The 26309-nt window shown below is 66.6% G+C and carries 24 protein-coding genes; 12 read left to right on the forward strand and 12 right to left on the reverse strand.

What is annotated here, in order from left to right; genetic code table 11:
- The first annotated feature begins 129 nt into the window (after positions 1 to 129).
- Together JOF56_RS11260 and JOF56_RS11265 are read left to right on the forward strand one after the other, a co-directional pair.
- Positions 130 to 3885, forward strand: a complete 3756-nt coding sequence (locus JOF56_RS11260; RefSeq protein ID WP_209637022.1) for a beta strand repeat-containing protein — start codon at positions 130 to 132, stop codon at positions 3883 to 3885.
- 73 nt (positions 3886 to 3958) lie between these two features.
- Positions 3959 to 4861 carry a hypothetical protein gene (locus JOF56_RS11265; protein WP_209637024.1) on the forward strand — a complete coding sequence of 301 codons (903 nt, stop codon included), beginning with the start codon at positions 3959 to 3961 and terminating at the stop codon, positions 4859 to 4861.
- Between the two features lie 52 nt (positions 4862 to 4913).
- Here the strand turns inward: JOF56_RS11265 and JOF56_RS11270 are convergent, their stop codons facing one another.
- Both JOF56_RS11270 and JOF56_RS11275 read right to left on the reverse strand, forming a co-directional pair.
- Positions 4914 to 5234 carry a hypothetical protein gene (locus tag JOF56_RS11270; protein ID WP_209637026.1) on the reverse strand — a complete coding sequence of 107 codons (321 nt, stop codon included), beginning with the start codon at positions 5232 to 5234 and terminating at the stop codon, positions 4914 to 4916.
- 81 nt (positions 5235 to 5315) lie between these two features.
- Positions 5316 to 5702, reverse strand: coding sequence for a MarR family winged helix-turn-helix transcriptional regulator (locus JOF56_RS11275; RefSeq protein WP_209637028.1), 387 nt, complete (start codon positions 5700 to 5702; stop codon positions 5316 to 5318).
- Between the two features lie 44 nt (positions 5703 to 5746).
- Between JOF56_RS11275 and JOF56_RS11280 the strand changes: the two genes are divergently transcribed.
- Entirely contained in the window at positions 5747 to 6172 is a 426-nt protein-coding gene (locus JOF56_RS11280; protein WP_209637030.1) for a MarR family winged helix-turn-helix transcriptional regulator, read from the forward strand.
- Between the two features lie 55 nt (positions 6173 to 6227).
- Here the strand turns inward: JOF56_RS11280 and JOF56_RS60680 are convergent, their stop codons facing one another.
- On the reverse strand, positions 6228 to 6470 hold the full coding sequence (locus JOF56_RS60680; RefSeq protein WP_372448417.1) for a hypothetical protein: 243 nt from the start codon (positions 6468 to 6470) through the stop codon (positions 6228 to 6230).
- Here JOF56_RS60680 and JOF56_RS11285 point away from each other — a divergent pair.
- Entirely contained in the window at positions 6397 to 6645 is a 249-nt protein-coding gene (locus JOF56_RS11285) for a WCX domain-containing protein (RefSeq protein ID WP_504739837.1), read from the forward strand. The genes JOF56_RS60680 and JOF56_RS11285 overlap by 74 nt on opposite strands.
- Here the strand turns inward: JOF56_RS11285 and JOF56_RS11290 are convergent, their stop codons facing one another.
- The 6 genes from JOF56_RS11290 to JOF56_RS11315 all read right to left on the reverse strand — a co-directional run bounded on the left by JOF56_RS11290 (position 6646) and on the right by JOF56_RS11315 (position 13849).
- Positions 6646 to 10464 carry a replicative DNA helicase gene (locus tag JOF56_RS11290; protein WP_209648175.1) on the reverse strand — a complete coding sequence of 1273 codons (3819 nt, stop codon included), beginning with the start codon at positions 10462 to 10464 and terminating at the stop codon, positions 6646 to 6648.
- Between the two features lie 457 nt (positions 10465 to 10921).
- Entirely contained in the window at positions 10922 to 11377 is a 456-nt protein-coding gene (gene rplI / locus JOF56_RS11295; protein ID WP_209637032.1) for a 50S ribosomal protein L9, read from the reverse strand.
- A 13-nt stretch (positions 11378 to 11390) separates the two neighbouring features.
- The gene (rpsR, locus tag JOF56_RS11300) at positions 11391 to 11633 is read right to left on the reverse strand and encodes a 30S ribosomal protein S18 (protein WP_033380198.1); all 243 of its coding nucleotides are present in this window, start codon (positions 11631 to 11633) and stop codon (positions 11391 to 11393) included.
- Positions 11634 to 11669: 36 nt separating this feature from the next.
- Positions 11670 to 12197 (reverse strand): single-stranded DNA-binding protein, encoded by a 528-nt coding sequence (locus JOF56_RS11305; protein ID WP_209637034.1) that lies wholly within the window; start codon positions 12195 to 12197, stop codon positions 11670 to 11672.
- 19 nt (positions 12198 to 12216) lie between these two features.
- On the reverse strand, positions 12217 to 12528 hold the full coding sequence (gene rpsF, locus JOF56_RS11310) for a 30S ribosomal protein S6 (protein WP_209637036.1): 312 nt from the start codon (positions 12526 to 12528) through the stop codon (positions 12217 to 12219).
- A 337-nt stretch (positions 12529 to 12865) separates the two neighbouring features.
- Complete coding sequence (locus JOF56_RS11315; RefSeq protein WP_209637038.1) at positions 12866 to 13849, reverse strand: hypothetical protein; 984 nt, start codon at positions 13847 to 13849, stop codon at positions 12866 to 12868.
- A 177-nt stretch (positions 13850 to 14026) separates the two neighbouring features.
- On the opposite strand from JOF56_RS11315, the gene JOF56_RS11320 reads away from it, so the two are divergent.
- From JOF56_RS11320 to JOF56_RS11330, 3 genes are all read left to right on the forward strand, one after another.
- Entirely contained in the window at positions 14027 to 14797 is a 771-nt protein-coding gene (locus tag JOF56_RS11320) for a deoxyribonuclease IV (RefSeq protein ID WP_209637040.1), read from the forward strand.
- Between the two features lie 6 nt (positions 14798 to 14803).
- Positions 14804 to 16261: a glycosyltransferase family 87 protein gene (locus JOF56_RS11325; RefSeq protein WP_307855041.1), complete on the forward strand. Its 1458-nt coding sequence runs from the start codon at positions 14804 to 14806 to the stop codon at positions 16259 to 16261.
- Between the two features lie 80 nt (positions 16262 to 16341).
- Entirely contained in the window at positions 16342 to 17541 is a 1200-nt protein-coding gene (locus JOF56_RS11330; protein ID WP_209637042.1) for an SGNH/GDSL hydrolase family protein, read from the forward strand.
- Here the strand turns inward: JOF56_RS11330 and JOF56_RS11335 are convergent.
- The 3 genes from JOF56_RS11335 to JOF56_RS11345 form a co-directional block, all read right to left on the reverse strand.
- Entirely contained in the window at positions 17507 to 19027 is a 1521-nt protein-coding gene (locus JOF56_RS11335; RefSeq protein ID WP_307855042.1) for a glycosyltransferase family 87 protein, read from the reverse strand. The two genes, JOF56_RS11330 and JOF56_RS11335, sit on opposite strands and share 35 nt — an antisense overlap.
- Before the next feature lie 22 nt (positions 19028 to 19049).
- A complete protein-coding gene (locus tag JOF56_RS11340) occupies positions 19050 to 21818 on the reverse strand; it encodes a transglycosylase domain-containing protein (protein ID WP_209637044.1) in 2769 nt (922 codons plus the stop codon).
- A 70-nt stretch (positions 21819 to 21888) separates the two neighbouring features.
- Complete coding sequence (locus JOF56_RS11345; protein ID WP_209637046.1) at positions 21889 to 22293, reverse strand: DUF5318 domain-containing protein; 405 nt, start codon at positions 22291 to 22293, stop codon at positions 21889 to 21891.
- A 189-nt stretch (positions 22294 to 22482) separates the two neighbouring features.
- Here JOF56_RS11345 and JOF56_RS11350 point away from each other — a divergent pair, with 189 nt between their 5' ends.
- The 5 genes from JOF56_RS11350 (at position 22483) to JOF56_RS11370 (ending at position 26269) form a co-directional block, all read left to right on the forward strand.
- Positions 22483 to 23025, forward strand: coding sequence for a PadR family transcriptional regulator (locus JOF56_RS11350; RefSeq protein WP_209637048.1), 543 nt, complete (start codon positions 22483 to 22485; stop codon positions 23023 to 23025).
- 71 nt (positions 23026 to 23096) lie between these two features.
- A complete protein-coding gene (locus JOF56_RS11355; protein ID WP_209637050.1) occupies positions 23097 to 24179 on the forward strand; it encodes an inositol-3-phosphate synthase in 1083 nt (360 codons plus the stop codon).
- Positions 24180 to 24272: 93 nt separating this feature from the next.
- Complete coding sequence (locus JOF56_RS11360; RefSeq protein WP_307855043.1) at positions 24273 to 24869, forward strand: Uma2 family endonuclease; 597 nt, start codon at positions 24273 to 24275, stop codon at positions 24867 to 24869.
- A 129-nt stretch (positions 24870 to 24998) separates the two neighbouring features.
- Positions 24999 to 25526, forward strand: coding sequence for a sigma-70 family RNA polymerase sigma factor (locus JOF56_RS11365; RefSeq protein ID WP_307855044.1), 528 nt, complete (start codon positions 24999 to 25001; stop codon positions 25524 to 25526).
- A complete protein-coding gene (locus tag JOF56_RS11370) occupies positions 25523 to 26269 on the forward strand; it encodes a hypothetical protein (protein WP_209637054.1) in 747 nt (248 codons plus the stop codon). Before JOF56_RS11365 ends, JOF56_RS11370 begins: the two co-directional genes overlap by 4 nt.
- Positions 26270 to 26309: the final 40 nt, after the last annotated feature.

A 26309-nucleotide genomic window follows, 5' to 3' on the forward strand; every position in this document is an offset into this window, starting at 1 on the left:
GTGCTCTTAGAGCGGCCGCGCACACCACCCCCTCTGACCCGGGTGGTCGCTTGCCCTGACGTTTCTGCGACGTCCGGCCACCCGCCTCAAAAACCTTGCCACTGAACAAGGAAAAGGAGAAACACCCCGATGCAAACCTGGGCGCGACGCGGTCTTCAGGCCGCGTTGATCACCGGTGGTTTGCTGATGCTCGGTACTGGCATCGCTTCTGCCAATGAGAACGTCAACCCGGACCGGCCGGCCTCGCCGCTGGATCCGAAGGTGAAGATCCCCGTACGGGTGCACGACAACGCGATCGGCACGCCGTTCGGCCAGAAAGACCTGCCCAGCGTCAACCGCGACGTCGTGATCAGCGCGGACGCGGTCACCAAGGGCCTCCCAGTCGCCAAGGCCGCGCCGGTCGCCGGCAAGGCCCAGGCTGTGACTGACAAAGCGCAGGCCGTCGCGGGCAAGCTGCCGCACGCGGGCCACCTTCCGGCCACCGACCGGATCACCCCGAAGTCCGCGGACGTGTTCCACGGCAACAAAATCACCCCGCATCTCGTGATCCCGATCGAATTCGCGGGCAACGCGATCGCCGCGGGTGGTGATGCCCACGTGAACGCCACCTCGAGTGAGAACGACACCAACTTCAGTCCGGTGTGGACTGACGGGTCGGACAGCGCGCTGGCCGGCAACGTGGTCAACCTCGACTGGGCGCTGCCGATCCGCATCAGCGGCAACGCACTTGCCGTGCTGGGCAAGGCGACCACGCACTTCGTGTCGGAGAACACCACAGTTTCCGGCGGCGACATCGTCACCAGCGGTGCCGACGCGGTGCTGTCCGGCAACGTCGTGTCCGGTCAGTTCGCGACCCCGGTCGGCGTGACCGGGAACGGTGTGGCGGCGGCAGGTATCGCCAAGGCCGTCACCGAGATGAACGACCAGGCGCACGCGCCCGGCACCATCAAGACCAACGGTGACCGCGGTGTCGTGTCCGGCACCGGCGCCGGGGTCCCGATCGCGCTGCCCGCCGGGCTGCACGGCAACTCGGTCGCAGCCGGTGGCAAGACCTGGGTCGAGGAGAAGAACGAGCTCGCGGCCACGGCCGGCCAGGCGCTCGGCCTCGACCGGGCCAAGGCCGGCGACTACATCACCACCAGCGGCAAGGAGTCGGTGCTGTCCGGCACCGTCGCCGAGCCCGCCGTCGCTACGACCGCCACGGTCACCTGCAACGCGACGACGCTCCTGGGTACCGCCGACTGCAATGGTGAGACCGAGACCCTCACCCTGGCCGGGGGCTCCACGACCACCAACGGAGACAACTCCGCCGGTGGTGGCACGATCCTGGTGCCTTCGGTGGCGTCTCCGGTGCAGGCGTTCGCCGACTCGGTCGCCGGGGGCGGGTTGTCGAATGTGCACCACGCCAACGAGGACATCTCGAAGGCCGGCGGGAACTCGACCACCAGCGGCAAGGACGCTGTGCTGGCCGGGACCATCGCCGACCCCGCCGTCTCAGGGCCGGTTGAGGAGTTCGGCAACGCGGTGAGCGTGCTCGGCATCGCCAAGACCGACTCGCTGAACGATGTGGTCAACAAGGCCGGTGGGCACGCGGCATCCAACGCGGACAAGAGCGTCGGCTCTGGTTCCGTGGTCAGCGGCGCGGTCGCACTGCCGGTCGAGGTGTTCGGCAACGCGGCTGCGGCCGGTGGCAAGGCCACCGCGCTGGTCGGTGAGCACAAGCTGTCCACCGCCGGTGGTGACTCGGTCGTGCACGCTGACGAGTCGGTGCTCGGCGGTAGCGCGGTGCGCCCGTCGGTCGGCGGTCCTGCTCAGGTCCTGAGCAACACCGCCACGGTGCTCGGCACGGGCACCACCGATGTCTGCAACGACATCATCACCAAGTCCGGTGGCTACACCGGCACCACGGGCAACGACAGCGCGGGTGGCGGCAACGCCGTGACCCCGACCGTCGGCCTGCCCGGCGAGGTGTTCAGCAACAACGCCAACCTCGGCGGCCTGACCTCCAGCAAGGTCGTGGAGGACAAGGTCACCACGGTGGGCGGCCCGACCAACACCTTCGACGACGCCGGTGTACTGGCGTCGAACGCAGCGGTCGCCGACGTGGTCGGCCCGGTGCAGGTGTTCGGCAACTCCGCTGCCGGCGCGGGCATCTCCAAGGCCAGCGTCGTCAAGAAGACCACCGCCAAGGGCGGTGGCTGGGTGACCGCCAAGGGCACCGGCGGCGCGGGCTCCGGCAACATCGCCGCTGCCCCGGTCGCGCTTCCCACGCAGGTCTTCGGCCTGGCCGCGGGCGTGCTCGGCAAGGCGACCTCGTGGGCCGAGGGTGACACCTCGTCCGCCGCGGGTGGTCCTGTCACGACCGACGGCAAGGCCGGCACGGTCAACGGCAACGTGGCCTCCGCGCCGCTCGCCGGTGCGGCGCAGGTGTTCGGCGACGCAGCCGGCATCGCGTCGATCGTCAAGGCGACCGGCGACAACACCACGGACGCGACCTCGGGTGGCGACGTGATGACGTCCGGCGATGACGGCTCGATCTCCGGCAACGTGGCCAGCGTCCAGCCGCTGCCCATCGCGCAGGTCTTCGGCAACGCCGCGGCGCTCGCCGGCCTGGTGTACGCCAACGGCGACAACGACACCGTCGTCACCAACGGCGGCGACATCATGACCTCGGGCGACCGTGGCTCGATCTCGGGCAACCTGGCCGACGTGCCTGTCGCCGCACTGGCACAGGTCTTCGGCAACGCCGCTTCCGTCGGCGGCACGGCTGTGGGCGTGAGCCCGAACGAGACCACTGCGGTCACCGGTGGCAACGACGCCACGTCCGGCAAGGGCGGCAACCTGTCCGGCAACCTCGCGACCGTCCCGGCGGCCGGTATCGCGCAGGTCTTCGGCAACGCGGCTTCGGTCGTGGGCAACGCCGTTGGCGTGGCACAGAACGACACCACAGTGCTGTCCGGTGGTGACGCCACCACCAACGGCGAGTGGGGCTCGATCTCCGGAAACCTGTTCGCAGTGCCGGTCGCGGCTGTGGCGCAGGTCTTCGGCAATGCCGCTTCCGTCGGCGGGCACGCCATCGGAGTCGCGGAGAACGACACCACCGCACTCGTGGGCGGCGAGTACGACACCGAGGGCGACTTCAAGACGCTGTCGGGCATCGAGAAGGTCGTCCCGATCGGTGCGGTCGTGCAGGTCTTCGACATCCCGATCCCGATCGTGGCGCACGCCATCGCCCAGGGCACCAACAACACCCTGGTCAAGGTGGACGACACCGCACCGATCATCGATCTGCCGATCGGTGGCGGCGGCCTGGCCGCCAACAAGCTGCCCCGCCTGCCAGGACGGGGCATCAAGCACCACCAGTCCCGTTCGGACCTGCCGGTCAACACGCCCGGCATGAGTGACGTCGACGTGGCCGGTCTGCCCAACGGGCTGGCCGCACCCGGCGTGAACGTGGTCCCGAACGTCGGCGGCACCAACCTCAACGGCGTCGCACTGCCCAACGTCCAGGACCTGACCAGCGGCAAGGCGCTGCAGGGTGCGGACGTGACGCAGACGCTGCCGGTCACCAACGTGACCAAGCTGCTGCCGGTCCAGCCGAACCTGCCGGTCGGGCAGTCCCGTGCCGACCTGCCGCTGGAGACCCCCGGCATGCAGGACGTGGACGTGGCCGGTCTGCCCAACGGCGCCACGGCTCCGAACGTCAACGTCGTCCCGAACCTGGGTGGCACCAACGTCAACGGCGTCGCGCTGCCGAACGTCCAGGACGTCACGAGCGGCTCGGCTCTGTCCTCTGTGGACGCGACAAAGACGCTGCCGATCATGAACGCGGTCCGGCTCCTGCCGGTCCAGCCGGACCTGGGCGGCCTGCCCAAGCTGGCCTGATTCCCGGTGACCGGGGCCGTCTGGCCCCGGTCACTTCCTCACCGTTTTCCCTTTGTTCCACAAGGAGATTTTCGTGCGTAAGACCATCCGCCGTGGCATCTTCGTCACCGCAACCGCTGCCTGTGCCCTCGGCTTCGGGCTGTTCCAGGCGTCCGCCGCGACGGTTCCCGCCTTCCCCGGCGTGCCGGAGCTGCCGCTGACCTCGCTGAGCAACCTCGGCCAGGGCGTGGCGGTCGCGCCGACCATGCCGACGCTGCCCGGCGTGCCCGGCGAGGACTCCCGGAGCCTGCCCACCGACGGCATCCCGGCGGCCGGCCTCGTCAGCTCGCTGACGTCGCTGCTCGGCGGACTGGGCGCGCCTCAGCGTGCCGACCTGCCCGGCAGCGACCTGGCACCCGAGTTCAGCGACCTGACCTCGCTGCTGTCGCTGTCGGAGACGACCCAGGGTCTGGGTGCGCCCGAGCTGGGCGACGTGACCGGCGTGACCGAGTTCGCCGACCTGCCCGAGACCGGGAGCGTGGCGCCGGAACTGCCCGCCGGCGACCTGGGTCTGCCGGCCGCCACCCCGGGTGACCTGCCCGTCGGCCTGGACACCGACCAGCTGCCCGCGCTGCCGCAGGTGCCGTCGGAGACCAACGAGATCACCAAGGCCCCGGTGGTGGACCTGCCGGAGACCGACCGCCTGCCGGTCGTGGCCCAGGTCGACCACAACGACATCGCCCAGAAGCTGGTCCCGAACACCGACGGTGTCGACGTGCAGGGCCTGCCCAAGCCCAAGGTGCCCAACGTGGCCTCGACCCCGAACGCCGTGAAGCTGCCCGCCACCGCCCCGCACACTCCGGGCATGCAGAGCGTCGGCGTGCCGCAGCAGCTGCCGGTGCTGTCGGGCATCGACGCCCCGGAGGCCCCGAGCATCCACGACGTGACCGGTGACCTTGACCTGCCGGCGGAGCTGCCCCAGCTGCCGAAGGTCTGATCACCGTTTCCCTGAGCGGGGCCAGGAGCAACGAAGCTCCTGGCCCCGCTCGCTATATCAGGGTGGCTTCGGCACGGAAGATCATTTCGTGCACACGGGACCGGCCGTCATCGGTGTACCAGCCCGCCTTGGCCGGGACGACGCGCCGGATCCGCTCGACGATCGGTTTCGCGTCACCGCAAGGATGTTCGGCCACGACCGCGACGATGTCGGCTTCATACCTGGCAACCGTGTGGTCTTCACTCATGTTCTCGCGCAACAAGGTCGCCGTCTGGGCGTCACCGTGGACGAGCACGAGACTGACCATCGTGCCGTGTGTTCTGGCTCGGGTGAGCGCGAGGCCAAGGCGGTCGATCAGTTCCGGCGCGAGCATGGGCCCGAGCCTCCACTGTCTACCTTGGACTCTCAAGCACCCGGGCTGGCGATTTCAGGTGAACTGCACCGAACGCTTGGGCTACACCGGAGTGGCGGCATTCGTCGCGATCCGCTCGAGCAGATTCATCAGAGTGGCGTACTCCTCGGGCGACACGCCGTCGAGCACCTTGGCTCTCTCGGCATGGACTTGCGCGGCGATCCGGTCGTACGCCTCACGCCCTGCTGCTGTCAGTTCATATTCAGGCGTCACCCAGCCGCGGTCTGTGAAGTCCCGGATCAACGGCCGGACGTCGTCATGGAAGTGCGCCATCGCCTGCTCGATCTCGGCCAGGCTGCCGGGTTTCGCCGCGATCGTGTTGAGCACCTGCCAGTGCCTGCGGCTCAGGGCGTCGCCGGTGAGCAGGCGCTCGAAGTTGTTCTCGATCAACTGGTGAATGTGCACAAGCCAATAGCCGAGAGGCTTCATCCCAACCTCCATGTAATAAGACATGTAAATGTAAGATAGCATGCATGGACCCAGCTGTGGTGCGAGTCGAACGGGCGATGGTCGCGATCCGGCGCAGCCAAAGCCGCCGGATGTTGTCCCGGCACATGGCTGTCGACCCGGCTGTCTTCGGCGTGCTCGACGCTGTCGAGGAACACGGCCCGTCCTCAGTCACAGACCTGGCGGACGCACTCGCCGTGGACCAGCCCCGGGCGAGCCGCCTCGTCGCCAAGGCTGTGGACGAAGGATTCCTTGTCCGCCAAGCAGATCAAAACGACGGGCGCCGATCCCTGGTCAGTCTCACCGCTTCCGGCCGCGCGCAGGTCGACGCCGCACACTCATCCCGCCAGGAGGTCTTCGCGCGAGCGATGGCGAACTGGTCGGACAACGAGCGCACGACCTTCGCGCGGCTGCTCACCGAATTCATCGCCGGGATCGACTCCGGACGATGACCGCACCCGCAGTGATGTAAGGGCCACGCGGACTTGGCGGTCTTCCCTGTTGTCGTCATTCGTTTCTCAGGTTGGCTGCCAGGAGACCTTCGAAGCCCGTCATGAGCCTGTCCGGGTCGAGATCGCCGAGCAGGGCGTTCTGGACGAGAAAGGCTGGTCCGAGCGCGGCAAGGATCTCCGCCATTTCCGCGATCGCCGAGACGCCGTACCAGCACGAGGTGTCCGTGCGGATTCGATCAACGCCCGAACAGATCCGCTCGGTCTTCCCACCAGCCATCGCCTCACTGGAGGCGATCACCGGCGACACTCCTTGGACAAGAGCCCGGATACGGGCCCAACGACTCGAATGGATACCACCCATGCTCGCCGCCCTCGATCGACCGTTCGTCATCGAGCAGCCCGGCACCCTCCGCGACCTGGTGCGAGCCCTGGCCAATCGACTGGCCAGCCACGCCGACGCCCCGCTGGCCTGACTAAGCCTGGGCGAGGTCGGCGAACTTGGAGTAGTGCAGCTGGTGGGCGACGGTAACGGTGGCGGTGGGGCCGGCACGGTGCTTGGCGATGATCAGGTCGGCCTCGCCGGCGCGCGGGTCGTCGCGTTCCCAGGCGTCCGGGCGGTGGATGAGGACCACCATGTCGGCGTCCTGTTCCAGGCTGTTGTGTACGTGGACTCCGTTGGCCAGGAAGCTGTGTGTGCCTGGCACTGTCGCGTCGTAAACGGGCTGGTCGCCCAAGCTCTCGATGTCAGCGATCTCGTCCCAGAAGACGTCGTTGGTAGCGAGCATCTCGAGGTCGGCGTCATCCAGCACTGTGGCCACCCGGGCCAGCCGTGACCTGCTCGGTGAATGCTTCCACATGGTCGATCCGCAGAAGCGTGATCCCATCGCCGCCGAGAACTCCCGATGTGTCAGCTGCTTTTCGGCCAGCAAGGCACGAACCTTCGTCCAGACCGCGGACGGCACGGTGTCCAGGTTGGTGTTCCCGACGATTTCGCGCAACTGTTCGGCGACGTGCTTCGCAGCCAGCCCACGCATCCCGTTTGCACCTACCTGTTCGAGGAACCGCAACTGGTTCTCGGCGCCGTAGATGTACAGATGCCAGGAATCGCGGTATCCGCTCTTACGAGCACACTTGACTCGGCTGAGCACGCCGACACGGAGTAGCAACTGTGCCACGTCGTCAACGAGCCGCCGGCTGGTCGACGCGTAGTAGATCCGGCCTTGGCCTGCCTTCTCGTCCCACCGGATGGACCCGTCTGTGGCCCACAGGTGGTGCAGGAACAGTGCTACTTGCGCGTTCGGTGTGTTGAACACCTGGCGTGGCACGAATTTCTCATGGCTATGAAGGCCGAACAAGCCGAATCCGTCAAGCCAGGCCGCGATCGGATTGCGTTTGCCATGAGTCAACCGGTACGGCGCGGGCAACCGAAGCGATGTACACCGCGCCGCCGGATAGACATCGCGGGCGGCGGAGACGCCGAAGTGCGCGGCGGCTTTGGTCACTGTGACCAGGTTGGACTCGTCGACGCTCGCATAACGAATCGGCTGCCGACGGATGAACGAACCGTCACCGATCAGGTGAGCGAGCAACACGATCTCGGGCTCAGCCAAGGCCTTCGGTTCGACCGGTTCGGGAATCCGGCGTGGCGTCGCCAACCGGTCGCCAGGGCGCAACTCACCGAGCGGAACCCAGCCGTCGACGGTCAGGAACGGGTGATTCGCCGTGGCCTCCAGCTCCCGGCCAGAAGTCAGCCGCAACCGGAAGACCTCCTTGGTGCCGCTGCTGAAGACGTTGGTCAGCGGCCTCGGCACAACACGCATCCGCTCGTCGAGCGACCAGACAAGGGGATTCTCGCCGGATTCGAGCAACTCGCCGAATGTCGTCTCGGATCCGGTGTCCGCCCGGAGGATGCGCGTGCCGATCGTGAGGCAGCCGGATTCACGCAGGTCGGCGAGCATCGGGCGCTTGTCGGTCCGCTGTTCGGGACCACGGTTGAGCTGACTCATCGCGACCACCGGCACTTCGAGTTCCTTGGCCAGCAGCTTGAGCGACCGGGAGAACTCCGAGACTTCCTGCTGCCGGCTCTCGACCTTCTTGCCCGAGGTCATCAGCTGCATGTAGTCAAGAACGATCAGCTTCAGGTCGTGCCGCTGCTTGAGCCGCCGCGCCTTCGCCCGGATCTCCATCATCGTCATGTTCGGCGAATCGTCGACGAACAGCGGCGCCTCGGAGATCTCGCTCATCCTGCGCGCCAGCCGCGTCCAGTCATCGTCATTCATCCGGCCACCACGCATGTCCGCCAGCCGGATCTTCGCCTCGGCCGACAACATACGCATGACGATCTCGGTCTTGCTCATTTCCAGCGAGAAGATGACGCTGCTCATCCCGTGCTTGATCGAGGCCGACCTCGCCCAGTCCAGTCCCAGGGTCGAGTTGTGCGTCGGAATCATCGACCGGCTGGCCAGATACAGGTGATCGGCGTTGTCCACCTCGACACACCGCACCGGCACACTCGCCGCCGGCCGGACGTCGACGATGTAGCGCTGTCGTGGCCGCTGAGCCCGCCCGGTCAGCAACTCCTTCTGCAGCAAGTGCTTGCGCTCCAGCCAGAACACCCGGTCCTGAGTGGTGAAGGTCAGGATGTACGCGGTCGACGATTCAGCGGACCGGCCTTTGACCCGCTTCGTGCTGATCCGGCATCGGTAACCGAGACTGATGATCAGCTCGTGGGTGTCTTCGGCGAGCCGGCGGTTGGTCACGGAGAACTGCACTGAGCCGCTGGAGGTGACAGTGCCGTCCGTGTCGAGCAGCCCGGCCAGCAGCGCACGGCGTTGCGCCTCGCAACTACGCAGGTACTCAACCGGGATGTGCTTGTCGCCCAGCACTCCGGCAGCTCGCAGCAGGGCAGCGACAGTGCCGTGGTGGTTCCGGCAATCCTGGCAACGGCGAAGCCCGCTTGAAGGCCGGCCGCAGTCCGGGCAGGTTGGCGCCGGTACAGGTTCCGCCACATGCTGCACCTGGGAACCACATGACCGGCCACAGCTGCGGACCTGGCTGGTCTGGGGATAGAACGGTTTGCCGCAGACGACACATTCGCGCTCGGCGACTTCATGGTCGTCCGGCAGGCTCAGCTGATACAGCATGTTGCCGCGCGGGAAGGCCTCGATGCCCTCGCTCTCGATGTAGCAGATGATCTCTGGGTCCGCTGTGGTGAACCGCGCGGAAGCCGTGTGACCATCGCCCAGCCAGGCGCCGAGAACGTATGGCGGCAATGGCAGTTCGCGTTCGGGGAACTCAAGAGGCTGAGTGTTCGCGACTGAGTGGTTGGCGCGTTCGTCTGCGCTGGAGCAACGGACGGTCGCGGCGAGTTCCTGAGTGGTGCGGATCTGGGGCGCCCGTTTCGAGCCTCGACGGGAAGCGCGGGTTTCGGTCAGCCACTGGTGTTCCGCGTCGGCGACGATCACGGTTCCGTCGGAGAACTCGACCTCGTAGCAAGGGCGATCACGCATGACGTCCGTTGCGGCGACGACTGTGGTTGGGCGGCCGGCGGCATCGATGAGCTGGTCGCCGACAGCGACCTCGCCCATGCTGGTCCAGCCGGTCGGTGTGGGCAGCGGGGTGTCCAGGGCGAGCGCCTTGCCAACTCCGGGGCGGGCGGCGACGATGATCATCTGGCCGGGGTGCAGGCCGTTGGTGAGCTCGTCGAAGTCGGCGAAGCCGGTGGGGACACCGAGTGACGAGCCACCGCGGGAGGCGATGGCGTCGATCTCGTCCATGGTGGGCTGGAGCAGCTCTTCGAGGGCGACGTAGTCCTCGGTGGTGCGGCGCTCGGTCACGTCGTAGATCGCGGACTGGGCGCGGTCGACGATCTCGTTGATGTCGCTGCCGTCCTGGCCGGCATATCCGAGCTGCACGATCCGGGTGCCGGCTTCGACCAGACGGCGCAGGACGGCTTTCTCCGCGACGATCTCGGCGTAGTAGCCGGCGTTCGCGGCGGTGGGCACGGTGGCGATGAGGGTGTGCAGGTAGGGCGCGCCGCCGATACGGCGGAGCTCGCCACGCCGCTCGAGCTCGGCCGCCACTGTGATCGGGTCGGCCGGCTCGCCCCGGCTGTAGAGGTCCAGCACGCAGTCGTAGACGTTCTGGTGCGCGGGGCGATAGAAGTCCCCGGGGCTCAGGACTTCGACCACGTCGGCGATCGCGTCCTTGGACAACATCATTCCGCCGAGCACGGACTGCTCGGCTGCCAGGTCCTGCGGCGGCGTCTTGTCGAACGCGGGTCCGCCCGGCATTCCGGAGTCACCCGGTGCCGTTCCCCGGTCATCGGTGAGCGCCACCGCGCAGCCCCTCCTCGCTCATATGTTCGAACTTACACCCCGTTCGCCAGTGTCGGCAGGAACCGCGAAGGGAGTGTCGCGAAGCACGTTAGAGCCCTACTCGGGCAGTCGCCAAACCGCGTTGGGGAGGCATCTGTGGACTACCTGTGGATGGATGACCACAGCTGACCACAGGTCCGCACGGGCCTGGGGACAACTTGGGGACAAGTACCTCCGCGAACGGGAAAACCGCTGGTCAGAGCTTGTGAACAAGGTGTGGAAAAAGTACTGGAAATACACCCGGCGTGTCGGGCCGAAACGCGTCTTCGGCGTGTCGCGCAGGGCGGTTTCACCCCATCAAGCGACTCAACCTGTGGATAGACGAGCCACCCTCCCAGCGGTACTGAGAGGGTGGCTCGGGTGATCTGAAGTGTCAGCCCGCGGCAGTGACTTCGAGCTTCACCGAGACGCTCACGTCCGGGTGCAGCCGCACGCTCGCGGTGTGCTTGCCGACGGTCTTGATGTGCCCGGCGAGTTCAACGGTCCGCTTGTCCAGCTGCGGGCCGCCGGCCGCCTTGATCGCGGTGACGATGTCGGTCGTGGTGACCGAGCCGAACAGCTTGCCGGAACCGGCAGCCGCCTTCGCCTTCAGCGGGATCGCGCCCAGCCCGTCGAGGGTGGCCTTGATCTCCTTGGCGTGGTCGAGGTCGCGCACCCGGCGAGCGTCCTGCGCCCGGCGGATCGTGCGGACGTTCTTCTCCGCGCCCTTGGTGGACTGGATCGCCAGGCCACGCGGGAGCAGGTAGTTACGGCCGTAGCCGTCCTTGACCTCGACGACGTCGCCGGGGCCGCCCAGACCGCTCACATCGGTGGTGAGAATCAGCTTCATCTCATTGCTCCGATCAGCGCGCGGTCGACGTGTAGGGCAGCAGCGCCATCTCGCGAGCGTTCTTCACCGCGATGGCGATGTCGCGCTGGTGCTGGCTGCAGTTGCCGGTCACCCGACGAGCGCGGATCTTGCCGCGGTCGGAGATGAACTTGCGCAGCAGCGCGGTGTCCTTGTAGTCGATCAACGTGTCCACGGCGTCCTTCTTGCAGAACGCGCAGACCTTCTTCTTCGGCTTGCGAATGGGTGGCTTTGCCACGTCAAGTACTCCTGGATTTCAAAAGTCTGGGGAATGTCAGAACGGAGGTTCGTCGGAGAACCCGCCACCGCCACCGCCGGCCGGCGGGGCCGAGCCCCACGGGTCGTCGGCCGGAGCGGACTGACGGCTGTTGCCGCCGCCTCCACCACCGCCGCTGTTGCCGCCGCCACCACCGAAACCGCCGCCGCCGCCTTCACCGCGGCTGACGCGGTTGACCTTGGCGGTCGCGTACCGCAGCGAAGGACCGACCTCGTCGACCTCAAGCTCGATGACGGTGCGCTTCTCACCCTCGCGGGTGTCGTACGACCGCTGCTTGAGCCGGCCGGACACGATCACCCGTGCACCACGGGTGAGCGATTCGGCCACGTTCTCGGCTGCCTGGCGCCAGATGCTGCACCGCATGAACAGCGCCTCGCCGTCCTTCCACTCGCCGCTCTGGCGGTCGAAGGTGCGCGGGGTCGATGCCACCGTGAAGCTGGCAACAGCCGCGCCGGACGAGGTGAACCGCAGTTCCGGGTCAGCGGTCAGGTTGCCGACCACCGTGATGACCGTGTCGCCTGCCATGTCGTCTCCCTAGCTGGGATCAGGCCCGTGCGGCCGGACGCTTCTTGTCGATGCGCCGCAGCACCTTGGTGCGCAGGATCGACTCGGACAGGCCAAGCTGACGGTCCATTTCCTTGACGGCGTCGGGCTCGGCGTTCACGTCGAGCACCGCGTAGATGCCCTCGGCGTGCTTGTTGATCTCGAACGAGAGCCGGCGCTTGCCCCAGACCTCGACCTTCTCAACCGAACCGCCGGAGTTGCGGATCACGTTGAGGTAGTTCTCCAGCGACGGCTGCACGTTGCGCTCGTCGGTGCTGGGATCGAGGATGATCATTACTTCGTAATGACGCATGAAGACCACTCACCTCCTGTGGACTCGCGGCCATGGTCTCTCCATGGCAGGAGGGTCTACGGCCGAAAAGCCTACAGGACGCTGATCCGCACCCTTCGTTTACCTACCCCGCCAAGGAAATCCCTGGCCCTGCCCGCGAGTGATCGACTTCGCCACAACCCAGGCCGCTCCACGTTCCCCAAAAGAACGGCCCCGCCATCCCGAAGAGAACGGCCCCCACCCGCCACTGGGGGGCGGCCCTGCTCCAGTCTACAAGGGATGGGGGTTGAGCTGGGGGTTTGCGGGAGGTTGTGGACAACTGGATTTGCGAGTGGTGCCGTTCGTACGGGAGGCCCTGCTACACGGCTTTGCGGAGGACCCAGGTTCGGACGAGGGCCGCGGTGACGCCGGACAGGGCCAGTACGGCGATCAGTACTGAGATGTCGATGTCGCGGCTGGGTGGGGTGCCGATTGCTTCGGCGTGGCCGGCGGCTTGGACGCCGTCGTTGGGTGGGTTGTCGACGCCGAGGATGCCGAACTGGGGGCTGTAGCCGGGGACGCCGCCGCCGTATCGGACGCCGGGTGAGGGCGCGTACAGGCCGGCTTGGGCGAACGGGATTGTGCTGTAGTCGGTCATCGGCGAGCGGGCGGCGTTCCAGTTCCAGGAGCCCACGGGTGGGGCGGTGGGGAAACCGAAGCCGTCGACCACCGGTAGCTGGGCCATGGGTGGCGGCGAGGTGGTGCCGTGGCCGTTGCCCGTGATGGGTTTGCTGTCCGGCTTGCCGGGGGTGCCGGGAGTGGTGGCTGCGCGGCCGCCGGCGTTGGGGAAGACGGTGCTCGCGCTCTGGTTGGCCTTTTCGGCCAGGGCCGCGGTGTTGTCCTGGGCCTGGGCGGCGACTGTGTTCGCGGCCTTCACGGTCACGCCGCAGATGCCCGCGAAGGTGCTTTGCAGGCCTTGGGTGACCTTGCCGATGATGGGGCCGACCAGCGGGATCTTGTTCAGTTCGCCGACCACGGCATTCGTGATCTGGCCCGCGGTGATCATTCCGGTGCCGGTGGGGATCGATCCGATCGGGATCGGGGGCATCTTGGCGAACGCCGACCGCACCGCCGGGGTGATCACGCCGAGCAGGTCGATCGCCTGGACCACGTTCACGACGGGTTCGAGTACGGCGGCGGGCTGCAGCTGGATCGGTGTGCCTGGGGCGCCCTGGACTGTGGCCGCGCAGCTGCCCACCACGATGGGGGTCGCCGCGGCGGCTGTACTCCCGCCGATCAGGCTGCTCGTCACGACGACGAAAGCCACTGCGAGCGCAGCGGCCAGCCTTCTGGCGAGTCGCATAGTCAGTCCTCCAGCACGTACCGGCGGGTAGCCTCTACGAGTTTGAACGACAGTACGCGCGTGTGGTGACGCGAACTACCCCGAATCGCCTGATTCTTCCGCCATGTGGAGTAGCCGGCCCGGCTCGGGGCTACCACCGGCGTGTTTGCCGGGCGCCGCCGACTACGCTCGCTGGTCATGCGCATAGGTGCCCATGTCCGCGACGACGACCCGCTCGGGGCCGCGCATGAGCGGGGTGCCGAGGTCGTGCAGTTCTTCCTGGCTGACCCGCAGTCGTGGAAAAAGCCGCCCGAGCACCCGCAGGCCGACCAGCTGCGGGCCACTGACCTGGACGTTTTCGTTCATTCGCCGTATCCGGTGAACATCGCGTCGATGAACAACCGGATCCGGATCCCGTCCCGCAAGACCGTCACACAGCACGCCGAAGGCGCGGCCGCGATCGGTGCCAAGGGCCTGATCGTGCACGGCGGTCACGTCACCAAGGGCGAGGATCCCGACGCGGGGATCGACAACTGGCGGAAGTTCTTCGAGCGGCAGGCCTCCGACGGCGGGTTCCCGCTGCCGATCCTGATCGAGAACACCGCGGGCGGCGACAACGCCATGGCCCGGCGATTCGACATGCTCGCCAAGTTGTGGGACGCCGTCGGTGCGTTCGGAGCTGGATTCTGCCTGGACACATGCCACGCGTTCGCCGCGGGCGAGGAGCTCGTGGGGATCGTCGACCGGGTGAAATCGATCACCGGCCGGATCGACCTGGTACACCTGAACAACTCCCGTGACGAGTTCGGTTCGTCGCGCGACCGGCACGCGAACATCAAGACTGGCACCATCGAACCTGAGGTTCTCGCGGCCGTGGTCGCGGCGGCAGGGGCGCCGGTCGTGGTCGAGACGCCGTCCGAGGGCCAGGCGGAGGACATCGCGTTCCTGCGCCAGGCGCTTGGGGGGTGACCAGCCGTGCCGGGTCAGGTGTCCGAGGAGGCGGAGAGGTCGGTGGCGCAGGAGTCCGGCGAGCCGGAGCCCCGGCGCTGGAGCGCGGGCAAGGGACTCGTCTTCGGGCAGCTGGCACTGGTGATCCTGGTGGCGCTGACCGGTGTGGCGCTCGTGCTGGGGTTCGCCAACAAGGATCGGTGCACCGGTCCGCACTTCGACCAGTGGGGCCGCAGCGAGCCTGACTACACGCAGCGCGCGCGCAACGAAGTCTGCTATTCCGACATCCAGTACCTGTGGATCGGCCGGGACATCGACCGGCACGTGTTCCCTTATATCCACGGTTCCATCAACGCCAAGGGCGATCTGGCCGGCGGGACCGTCGAATACCCGGTGCTCACCGGGGTCCTGATTTGGCTGGGCGCGTTGTTCGCGCACACCGACGCCGGGTTCCTGCTCGGTTCGGCGATCCTGATGGCGCCGTTCGGCCTGCTTACCGCCTGGTTGCTCGGCAAGCTCGCGCGTTGGCGAGCGCTGCTATGGGCCATCGGTCCACCGCTTGTGCTGTACGCGTTCCATAACTGGGATCTGCCGGTTGTGCTGTGCGCGGTCGCCGCGGTGTACGTAATGCATCGAGGCTGGGGCAAGGTAGGCGCGAACCGTCCGTTAATGGAGCGTGCGACACTCGCTTCAGTACTGCTCGGGCTCGGGTTCACGTTCAAGCTCTATCCGGCGATTTTCGTGCTGCCGTTGATGCTGTATGTGTTGACCGGCGGTCGGGCGGGCACGGAACTGCCACCGGGCAAGCGCTACGACGTCAAGGGCATGTTCCGGATCGCCGGGGTCGCGTTGGGGACCGCCGTGCTGGTGAACCTGCCGTTCGCGCTGGCCGGGTTCGAGGGCTGGAAGGCGTCCTTCACCTTCCAGGGCCTGCGGCAGGCCGACATCACCACGAACTCGTTCTGGTTCTGGGGTTTCCGGCCGGACTCGGATCCGAAGAACGCCGAGTTCCAGGACATGGTCAGCCTGTGGTCGCCGATCACGGTCCTCGCGTCGTTCGCGCTGGCGCTCTACCTGGGCTGGCGGCGCTACAAGCGCGATGGCACGTATCCGTGGATCGCTGTCTCGGCGGCGATGCTGTGCGGGTTCCTGCTGTTTCACAAGGTCCACTCGCCGCAGTACACGCTGTGGCTGGTGCCGATGCTGGTGCTGTTGCGGGTGCACATCGGCTGGTCGATCGCGTACTACATCGCCGACATCGCGATGGGGATCGGCATTTTCCGCTGGTACCACGCGATCGACGTGGGCAAGGCGACCACGATCTACGACGGGTTCACCGCGCAGGCGGTGATGATCGGGGTGTGGGGCCGGGCGGCGTTGCTGGTCGGGCTGTTCTTCGCGTTCCTGAACGCGAAGTCCACTCTGGACGATCCGGTGCCGGACACGTTCCTGCCCGGCGCACCCAAACCGGCTACGCTGAGTTAGCTCCTTTGTCCGTTGCGTGCCGGATTGTCAGCCGTTCGGCGGTCGTTCGGTGATCGCCAAGGACAGCAGTTTTGAATGTCATGAAACGACTGCTGGCACTCGGGATGGCGACCACGCTCGCGATCGGCCTGGTGACGACGTCCAGTTCGGCGCAGACGCCCGGCGGCTGGGTGGGGACGTGGGCGACCTCGCCCGCGACCGGCGTGGCCGGCACGGAGAACGGGTACCCGAACTACTCGATCCGCAATGTGGTGCACACCAGCATCGGCGGCGCGAGTGTCCGGGTGCGACTGTCCAATGCGTTCGGTACGAAACCCTTACAGTTCGGGCGTGTCACGGTTGCTGTTGCCGCCGAGCCGAACAGTCCGCGTGCTCTCGCGGGCAGCATGCGCACCCTGACATTCAGCAGATCGCAAACGATCACAGTGCCGCCAGGCGCCGAAGTACTCAGCGACGCGTCGCCGTTGCGGGTGCCCGAGGACGGCGATTTGCTTGTCACGACCTATGTTCCGACTCCCTCAGGGCCGGTCACCTACCATCCGGCGGCGTTGCAGACATCGTTCTTCACGCGTGCCGGCGATTTCGCGGCTGAGGAATCCGGTGCCTCGTTCAACGAACGCACCTCGGTCTGGCATTACGTCAGCGGTGTCGACGTGCAGGGCACGCCCGCGACCGGCGCGGTGGTCACACTCGGTGACTCGATCACCGACGGCGTCGGGTCCACCGCGGGCACCAACCGCCGCTGGCCGGACGTGCTCGCCGACCGGCTCAAGACCAGCCAGCGCCGGCTGGGCGTGCTCAACGCCGGGATCAGCGGCAACCGGCTGCTGCTGGACGGCACGGACTTCGGCCGGAACGCGCTGGCCAGGCTGGACGAGGACGTGCTCAGCCTCGGCGGGGTGCGCACCCTGATCGTGTTCGAGGGCGTCAACGACATCCAGCAGACCCCGCACCAGACCGATCCGCAGCAGATCATCTCGGCGTACCGGCAGATCGCCGCGCAGGCCAGAGCCCGTGGCATCCGCGTGCTCGGCGCCACGATCACCCCGTTCAAGGGCTGGCGGTCCTGGACCGAGGAACTCGAAGTCACCCGTCAGGCCGTCAACACCTTCGTCCGTACCGGCGGCGCGTTCGACGGCGTGATCGATTTCGACGCCGTCGTCCGTGACCCGCAGGACCCACAGCGGATCAAGCCCGAGTACGACACCGGCGACCACCTGCACCCGGGTGACGCGGGTCTGCGCGCTATGGGCGAGGCGGTGCCGCTCGCTTTGCTCTGATGAGGAACTTGTCGTCGGCCCCGTCGAGCACACCGCCGGCGGGGTCGTCGTCACCGAACTTGCGGACCAGGTCGCGCTCCGGGTGGTAGATCTCGTAGACCACGAGTGCGCACAACGCGATCACCACGACGTCGCGGATCACGACCATGCCGAGGAACCACTCGATCGTCAGGCCTTTGTGGTCCAGGCCGAGGTAGTACATCATCCGCGGCACCCAGACCAGCGCGTCGACGGCCATCCACGTGAGCAGGATCTTCCACCTGGGCACCGCGAGAACGGCGAGCGGAACGAGCCACAGCGAGTACTGCGGGCTCCACACCTTGTTGATCAGCAGGAACGCCGCGACCAGCAGGAAGCCGAGTTGCGCGACACGTGGCCGTGTCGGTGCGGTCAACGCGACCCAGCCGACGGCCGCGCACACGATCAGGAACAGCACGGCTGTCACAGTGTTGAGCACGGCCGGCGTCTGCCACGCCCCCAGCGTGCCGTCGAACCCGGGCCAGCCGCTGAACTCCGAGATCACGTTGTAGATCGAGTCGGTGTCCGCGGCCCGGGCGGTGTTGCGCCGGAAGAACTCCCACCAGCCGTCGGGATACGTGAACGCGATCGGCACGTTGATCGCGAGCCACGTCGCCAGCGCGGCGACCGTGGTCCGTTTCCATTCCCGGAGCTTCCCGGTTCTCAGGCACAACACGAACAGCACGCCGAGCAGGAGCAGTGGATAGAATTTCGCCGCGCCGCCGAACCCGATCAGCACACCGGCGAGCACAGGACGTTTACGCGCCCAGGCGAGAACACCGGCCGCGGCGGCCGCCGTCGCCAGCGCATCGAAGTTGGTGAACGCATGCACCAGAACAAGCGGTGACGCGGCGACGAGAATCGCGTCCCATGGCCTTCGGCGTGCGGTGCGGGCCACCGCCCACACCGTCACCAGCCACGCCAAAGCCAGCCAGAACGCGGTGATGTTGAAGTACACGGCGACCGGGATGGCCGACAGCAGGCCCGCATCGAGCCAGCCCGCGGTGAGCTTCGCGTTCACCCACTGGAACATCCCGGTGACCACCGGATACTCCATGTAGCGGGTCTGCTGGTTCGGCTTGCCCTGATCGTCGACCCAGCTCGTCCGGTACGGGAACGTGTCGGGCCGGTCGAGCCGCTCCGCGGTGTAGAGCGGCACGATGTCGGAGTAGCACATCGCGATGTACGGCCGGGCTGTGCGCCAGTCGAGCTCCTGCTGGCCCTGGTCGTTGGTGTACTGCTGGATGCAGCCCGCCTTGCCGAACCAGCTCAGCGTCAGCGCGGCCACGGCCACCAGCAACGCGATGCGCAGCGGCGTCCAGAACCACTGGCGGCCGATCTGCGCGTGCTTGCCGAGAGGACCACCGATCGGGCTGGTGGCACTCGCGGCAAGCGGTCCCGTCAAGGTGGGAGCGACTCGCTCGGTTGTGTCGAGCGAGTCGGTGTCACCAATTTCGTCGGGCTGCACGCGCAGATGCTAGTGGGTGGGCTCAGCCACCACCGGAGGAGAACTCGTCTCCGTTGGTACCGCCGTTACCTCCTCCTCCTCCACCACCACCACCGGCGCCTCCACCAGGGATGGTGAAGGTGGGCCGGGTGTTTGTTGTCTTGGGCGGCGTCGTGGGCTTGTCGTCCGTGTCGTCAGGCGGCTTGTTCTCGCTGTTCTGCGTCGTGGCCCTGTTGGTGTTCGGGTCGGTCTGCCTGTTGGTCTGCGGGTTGGTGTTGGTGATCACGGCGTCCTGCGCGGACTTGCCGATCGCCACGTACTCGGAGAACTTCTCCTTCTCCTTGCCCTTCAGGTACGTGTCCATGAACTTCTTCCAGATCTCTCCGGAGAGCCCGCTACCGAACACCGCTTTGCCCTGCTTGTTGCGCACCGGCGTGTTGTCGTCCGTGCCGACCCAGACCGCCGCGGAGATCTGCGGCGTGTAGCCGACCATCCAGGCCGCGCAGTTGTCGGACTTCTTGGTCTTGCCGGCGACTTCGGCGCAGCCGTGCGTACCGGTCTTACCGGCGCAGATACGACCGTCGGCGCACTTGAGTTTCTCGTTGTTCGCGACCACCGGGATCAGCGACTCGGTGACGTTGCGCGCGATCTTGGAGTTCTCCTCCGGGTCGTTCTTGCTGAACGCGGCCTCGCCACCGGAGTTGGCGCCGTCAGAGTCGAGCACGATCTTGTTGTTGTCGTTCGGGTCGGTGACCTTCGCGACGAGGTGCGGCGTCCGCTTGGTGCCGTTGGCCGCGAAGGTCGCGTACGCACCTGCCATGTTGATCGGCCGCGCCTGGTAGTCACCACCGCCGATGGCGATGTTGAGGTCCGGTTGCGCGGTGGTGCCTTCGATCGGGATGCCCTTGGCACCCACGTTCTTCGGGATGCCCGCTTCGATCGCGGCCTCAGCCACCTTCTTGGTACCGACCTCGTTGTAGGCGATGTCGGCGAACACGGTGTTGATCGACAGCTCCATGGCCTTGGCAACAGTGCATTGCTTGCCGCACTTGTCGCTGTTCTCCGAGTTGTTGATCACCGAGCAGTTCTTCGGGTTCTTCTCACAGTTCGGGCCGAACATCCGGGGTGTCGTGCCGTCGTAGACCTCGCCGAGGCCCTTGCCCTTGTGCAGCAACGCCACGAGGTCGAACGGCTTGAACGACGATCCGGGGTTCTGCCAGGCACGGGCGTAGTCGAAGCCGTTCTTGGCCGCGTTGTACCCGTAGTACGCGAGCACGCGGCCGGTGGCGGGGTCCACCGCGACCAGCGCCTGACGCAGGTTCTGCGGTTGGCCTGCCATCACCGTGTCGATCGCGTCCTTGGCCAGCTTCTGCGCGGCCGGATCGATCGTGAGCTCGACGTTGTAGCCGTTCTTGCCGAGCTTCTCCTCGGAGATGCCCTGGGCGTCCAGCTCGCGCTTGGCCTGCTCCCAGATCAGCTGCATGTCCGGCGTCATCTGGTTGTTGGTCTGGGCCACGTTGGCCATCTGCGGGAACTGCGCCGCTTTCCGCTTGTCGGCCGGGTACCACTTCTGCTCGACCATCTTGTTCATCACGTAGTTCCAGCGTTCCTGAACCCAGTCCGGGTCGCCGCCCGCGCGGCCGGGCTGCTGGATGACGCCTGCGAGGGTGGCCGCTTCTTCCGGCGTGAGGTCCTCGAGCTTGTCCCTGTTGTAGTACACCTTCGCGGCCGCGGCGATGCCGTACGCGCGTTTGCCGAAGTAGATGGTGTTCAGGTAGGCCGTGATGATGTCGTCTTTGTTCATCGTGTTGGACATCTTGTAGGCCGTGGCGAGTTCCATGAACTTACGGGTGAGCGTCTTCTGCTCGTCGCGGGTGGCCTTCTTGACGTACTGCTGGGTGATGGTCGAACCACCGCCGCCACCACCGGTGACGTTGTTCCAGACGGCGCGCATGATGCCGCTGACGTCGAAGCCGTTGTTGGTCTCGAAGGTGTTGTCCTCGGCAGCGAAAACCGCGTGCTTGACCGTGTCGGGGATCTGCTCCTTGGTGACCAGGGTCCGCCGGCCCTCAGGCGCGATCGTGGTGAAGTTGCTGCCGTCTCCCCACTTGACGGTGACCGTCTTGTCGAGCTGGGCGGCGATCGTCTTCGGGTCCGGCACGTCGACGATCTGGTACGCCACGAAGAACGCGACCAGCGGCGCGATCATCATCAGCGCCATGAAGACGTAGCTGGTCCGCCGGACGCGTCGCCAGATCTTCTTGCGGCGCCTGCGGCGTGCGTCCTCCTCTGACTCCAGTGGCTCGTCGTACTGGCTGTCCGGGTCGTCGTAGCCGTAGCCCTCGTCCTCGAACTCACGGTGCGTCAGCAGCTCAGGCTCGGGCGATGTACGGCCACGGCCGTGCAACGGCGTGATCATGTCCGTCGCCTGCTCGGCAGGATTGCCGGTGCCCTGACGGACCACCACAGTCTGCTGCCCGGCCTGGCCTGGGCCTGGCGGACGAGCACCCGGCGGCATCTGGCGGGGCCCACCCGGGCCACCCGGGCCACCCGGGCCTGGTGGGCGTCCCGGCGGCCGCGCCGGTCCGCCCGGCGGGGGCCCGCCATTGCGGCCCATCGGCGGGCGCGGGTGCTGCGTGGTGGGGCGCTCAGGCGGCGCCTCGGTCGGCCACTGGGGCTGCGCCGGAGCGTCGTCATCGAACGACGGCTTCCAGAAGCCGGTGCTTTCCCCCGATTGTTCCTGGCGACGCCCGCGCCTGCCGGCGTCCGGGTCGTCACCCGTCGGCCATTGCGGGTCTCTGTGGTCGTTCACGAATGGGCCTTCCAGACGTCCGCGAGCATGCGGAGCAGCTTGTGACGAGACAAGTGCGTTTGCAACCGCCTCACTCCGCCACTGTTCTCCTGCGTGGCTTGCCGGAACGCAGTCCACGCGTTCCCAAGACGTATGACTGCACTAGGTGGTTCCATGAACATGTGCGGCAAACTTCTACCGCATACACGGTGAACTCCTCATAGAGGTTCGCCAATCTGGCAAGTTCCTCCGGAGCACGTGCGGATCCGGACGCGTGCTTGAGCTCGTCACCGTAGATCCAGGACACCAGTGTGAGTGGTTCCTTGCGGCAGACCGGGCAGGTCACCTCGGTGGGCTGACCATGGAACTTCGCTGCTCGCAGCAGGTATGGGCTGGCGTCGCAGACGTCCATGGTGCCGACCCGGCCGGAATAGACCTCGGCGAGCAGCGCCCTGCGCTGTAACGCGTAGTCCACGACCTGACGTTGGGTCCGCACAAGCCACAGCGTACGTGCCCTCCGCTGAGGGTCGTTGGGCCGTTCAGGGCAGTGCGTTGCCAAGTGGGCGGCTACCAGCGGATCAAGGCAGGGGTGTCGATTACCACAGGCGCATTTTCTTGAACCGGCGCGCGATGTATCGGCACGATATAGTTGTCGATAGGTCAGTGCACACGTGAGGAGGTCTCGGTGCTCGAGTTCGCCATCCTCGGTCTGCTGCACGAGGCCTCCATGCATGGCTACGAGCTGCGTAAACGCCTCTACGACCTGCTCGGCACGCTGCGCACCTTCTCGTACGGCTCCCTGTACCCGACGCTGCGCCGTCTGCTGCGCGCCGGGCTGATCGTCGAGGAGGAGCCCGACGAGAACCGCACGTGGGGCCGTCGGGCCAAACGTGTCTACAAACTGACCGCCGAAGGCAAGGAACGGTTCGCCGACCTGCTGGCCGACGCCGGTCCACAGACTTGGGACGACGAGGGGTTCGGCGTCCATATGGCGTTCTTCTCCCGGACACCGGCCGAGGTCAGGATGCGAATCCTGGAAGGCCGCAGGCGGCGGGTGGAGGAGCGCAGGGAAGGGCAGCGCTCCGCACTGGCCCGCGCGGGCGAGCAGATCGACCGGTACACGCGGGAGTTGCACCGGATGGGCCTGGAGAGCAGTGAACGCGAAGTCCGCTGGCTCAACGAGCTGATCGCCGAAGAGCAGCGAGAGCAGGACGGCGGGGCTCGCTGACTGCTGTTCGCCAAACACCAAGTGACGGCTGCTGAAGGCGCCGTCAGCGGAAAAGGATAAGGAGAACCGGCATGGGCCAAAGCGTGAAAGTGGCCATCGTCGGCGTCGGCAACTGCGCGGCTTCGCTGGTGCAGGGCGTCCACTACTATCGCGACGCCGATCCGGCCACCCGCGTGCCCGGCCTGATGCACGTTCGGTTCGGCGAGTACCACGTCCGCGACGTGCAGTTCGTCGCCGCGTTCGACGTGGACGCCAAGAAGGTCGGCCGTGACCTGTCCGAAGCCATCGTGGCCAGCGAGAACAACACGATCAAGATCTGCGACGTGCCGCCGCTTGGAGTGACCGTGCAGCGCGGCCACACCCTCGACGGCCTGGGCGACTACTACCGCGAGATCATCACCGAGGCCGACGAGGACCCGGTCGACGTCGTGCAGGTGCTCAAGGAGTCGGGCGCCGACGTGCTCGTGTCCTACCTGCCGGTCGGCTCCGAGGACGCGGACCGGTTCTACGCACAGTGCGCCATCGACGCGGGCGTGGCCTTCGTCAACGCACTGCCGGTGTTCATCGCCTCCGACCCGGTATGGGCCGAGAAGTTCCGCGCGGCCGGCGTCCCGATCGTCGGCGACGACATCAAGTCCCAGGTCGGCGCCACCATCACCCACCGCGTGATGGCCAAGCTGTTCGAGGACCGCGGCGTCGAGCTGCTGCGCACCTACCAGCTGAACTTCGGCGGCAACATGGACTTCATGAACATGCTGGAGCGCAAGCGCCTGCAGTCCAAGAAGATCTCCAAGACCCAGTCGGTGACCTCGCAGATCCCGCACGAGATGGAGAAGGCCGACGTGCACATCGGCCCGTCGGACCACGTCCCGTGGCTGGACGACCGCAAGTGGGCCTACGTCCGCCTGGAAGGCCGCTCCTTCGGCGACACCCCCCTGAACCTGGAGTACAAGCTCGAGGTCTGGGACTCCCCCAATTCCGCAGGCGTCATCATCGACGCCGTCCGCGCCGCCAAGATCGCCCTCGACCGCGGTATCGGCGGCCCGATCCTCTCGGCCTCGTCCTACTTCATGAAGTCCCCGCCGGAGCAGTACTCCGACTCCGAGGCCTACGACGCCGTCGAAGCCTTCATCCGCGGCGACGTCGAGCGCTAACAAGCGCCAACACGCCTACGATCGCGTGACGGGCCAGTTACGCTGGCCCTCATGCGAGATCCTGGTGACTCAAGCCGAGCGGGGAGGTGGAACGTGGCAGCAGAGACGGTGGCACCTGAGTTTGATCCGCTTGTCGAGTTCTACGGCATGTGGACGACGGAGCTGGCCGAGCACTACTTGCCGATTCCGTTCGCGCGCATGGTCGGCAAGTACGAGTGCCAGGACGGTTACCTGATCATGAGTCCTCGGGAAGGCAGCCGGAACAGTTACGCGGCCTTGGAACTAGGGCATATCCTGCGTGGCCCAGCCCGTGCCGCCGGTCATCTCGCATACTTGGCGCTCAACGTGGAGTTTCACTCCAACAGCTGGATCGAGCCTGACCTGGTCGTGCTCAAGCAGCCAGTCGACGGCTTGACCTGGATACCCGCCGAGAAGGTGCTGATCCCGATCGAGTTCGTCTCGGCCTCCAGCCGCCGCCGGGACAGAATCGACAAGCCGGGTATGTGTGCCGAAGCCGGAATTCCGTACTTCATGCGGGTTGAGGTCGACAAGCGCAATGTGCAGGTGACGCTGTGCGAACTTGACCGAGGCGGATACGTGGTTCATGCAGAGGCTGTCGCTGGGCAGCTGTTCGAGACCGAGTTGCCATTCCCGATCTCCTTCGACCCGGGTGTTCTCCTGGAGCCGTGAGCTGTCCGGAAGCCGCTGGAGCGGCTACTGTGTGCCCTGGGCTGAGGACTGTGTGGACGTCCGGTCGCAGGTGGTGAACACCTTCATAACGGCACTAAACCTCTGGCTGGACAGGTGCGTCAACGCAGTGTGAGAGCGGTGGTGGCCGGTTCGGGAGCCGGGGCGGCGTCCGGTGTGGACGCGCAGGCGGCGTTCTCCGCGTTGTTCGACGGGTCCTTCGAGCCGATGAAGCGACTTGCGTACCTGCTTGGTGCGGACGACCCGGAGAACATCGCGCAGGAAGCCTTTGTGCGTTTGCATGACCGCTGGCACACGTTGTACGACGACAGCAAGGCGTTGCCGTACCTGCGCGCGATGGTCGTGAACCTGAGTCGCTCGCGATTGCGACATCTGCGGGTGGTGCGAAAGACGCCGCCGGATGTGATGCTCGATGAGCTGTCGGCCGAGACACACGCCATGGCCAGGCAGGAGCACAAGCGGATCAGGGAGGCGCTGGGCAAGCTGTCGCGGCGGCAGCGCGAGGTGCTGGTGTTGCGCTACTGGCTGGACCTGGATCAGGCCGCGATCGCCGAGACCCTCGGCGTGGCGGTCGGCACGGTCAAGGCCACCACGTCGCACGCCATGAACAACCTGCGCAAGCACCTGGAGGAAGGGTGACCGACGAGCTGGAGCGCAAGCTGCGCTCGGCACTCACCGAGATGGCCGATGAGGTGCGGCCGAGCCATCACCCCTGGGCTGAGCACCAGCGCCGGATCTCGGCTCGCAGGAGCCGTAGGCCTTTGCTGATGGCGGCCGTCGCGGCCGCGGTCGTGGCGTTGATCGCCGTACCCGTGATGATCCTGCAGATGCGGTCGGATCCGGTCCAGGCCGCCGACATCCCAGAGCCGTCCGCGCCGCCGACCCAGACGACGACGTACTCGTCGGGGCGCCAGCCCGACGGCAGCTTTGAGCCACAGGCCGGGGAGAAGGTCCTCACCCCGCCGGTCGTGTTGACGAGCGAGGGATCTTCCGGCGACTATGTCCGGACTTTGGCGTACACCACGGAACGGGACGGTCTGAGGTTCCTGTGCCTCACGGTGGTCAGAGGGCAGGACACACCCGTGATCAAGGGCACAGCCGGTTCGGACTGCTCGCAGCTGAGTCCGCCGCGGGCCGGTAAGTACGTCTGGGGCAGCCGTCTGGTGACGTCCACCTCGTCGAACGCGCAGATGCTCTACGTGGCATCCCCGCCGACCGACAGCGTCCTCGTGCGACTGGCTGATGGGTCCTATGCGGGGTCTCTCCGGCTTTCACAGGCCGACGACGGTTTCTCCGTGTTCACTGTCTATTTGAGCTCGAACAAACCGCCCGCCGCCTTCACTGCCAGGGACAAGGCGAAGGCAACCCTGGAGAACGGCTAAACCCGGGGTCATCGGAGTGCGTCAACGGGGGTGTGAGTGC

Source organism: Kibdelosporangium banguiense (genome assembly GCF_017876405.1).
GTDB classification, from domain to species: Bacteria; Actinomycetota; Actinomycetes; order Mycobacteriales; family Pseudonocardiaceae; genus Kibdelosporangium; species Kibdelosporangium banguiense.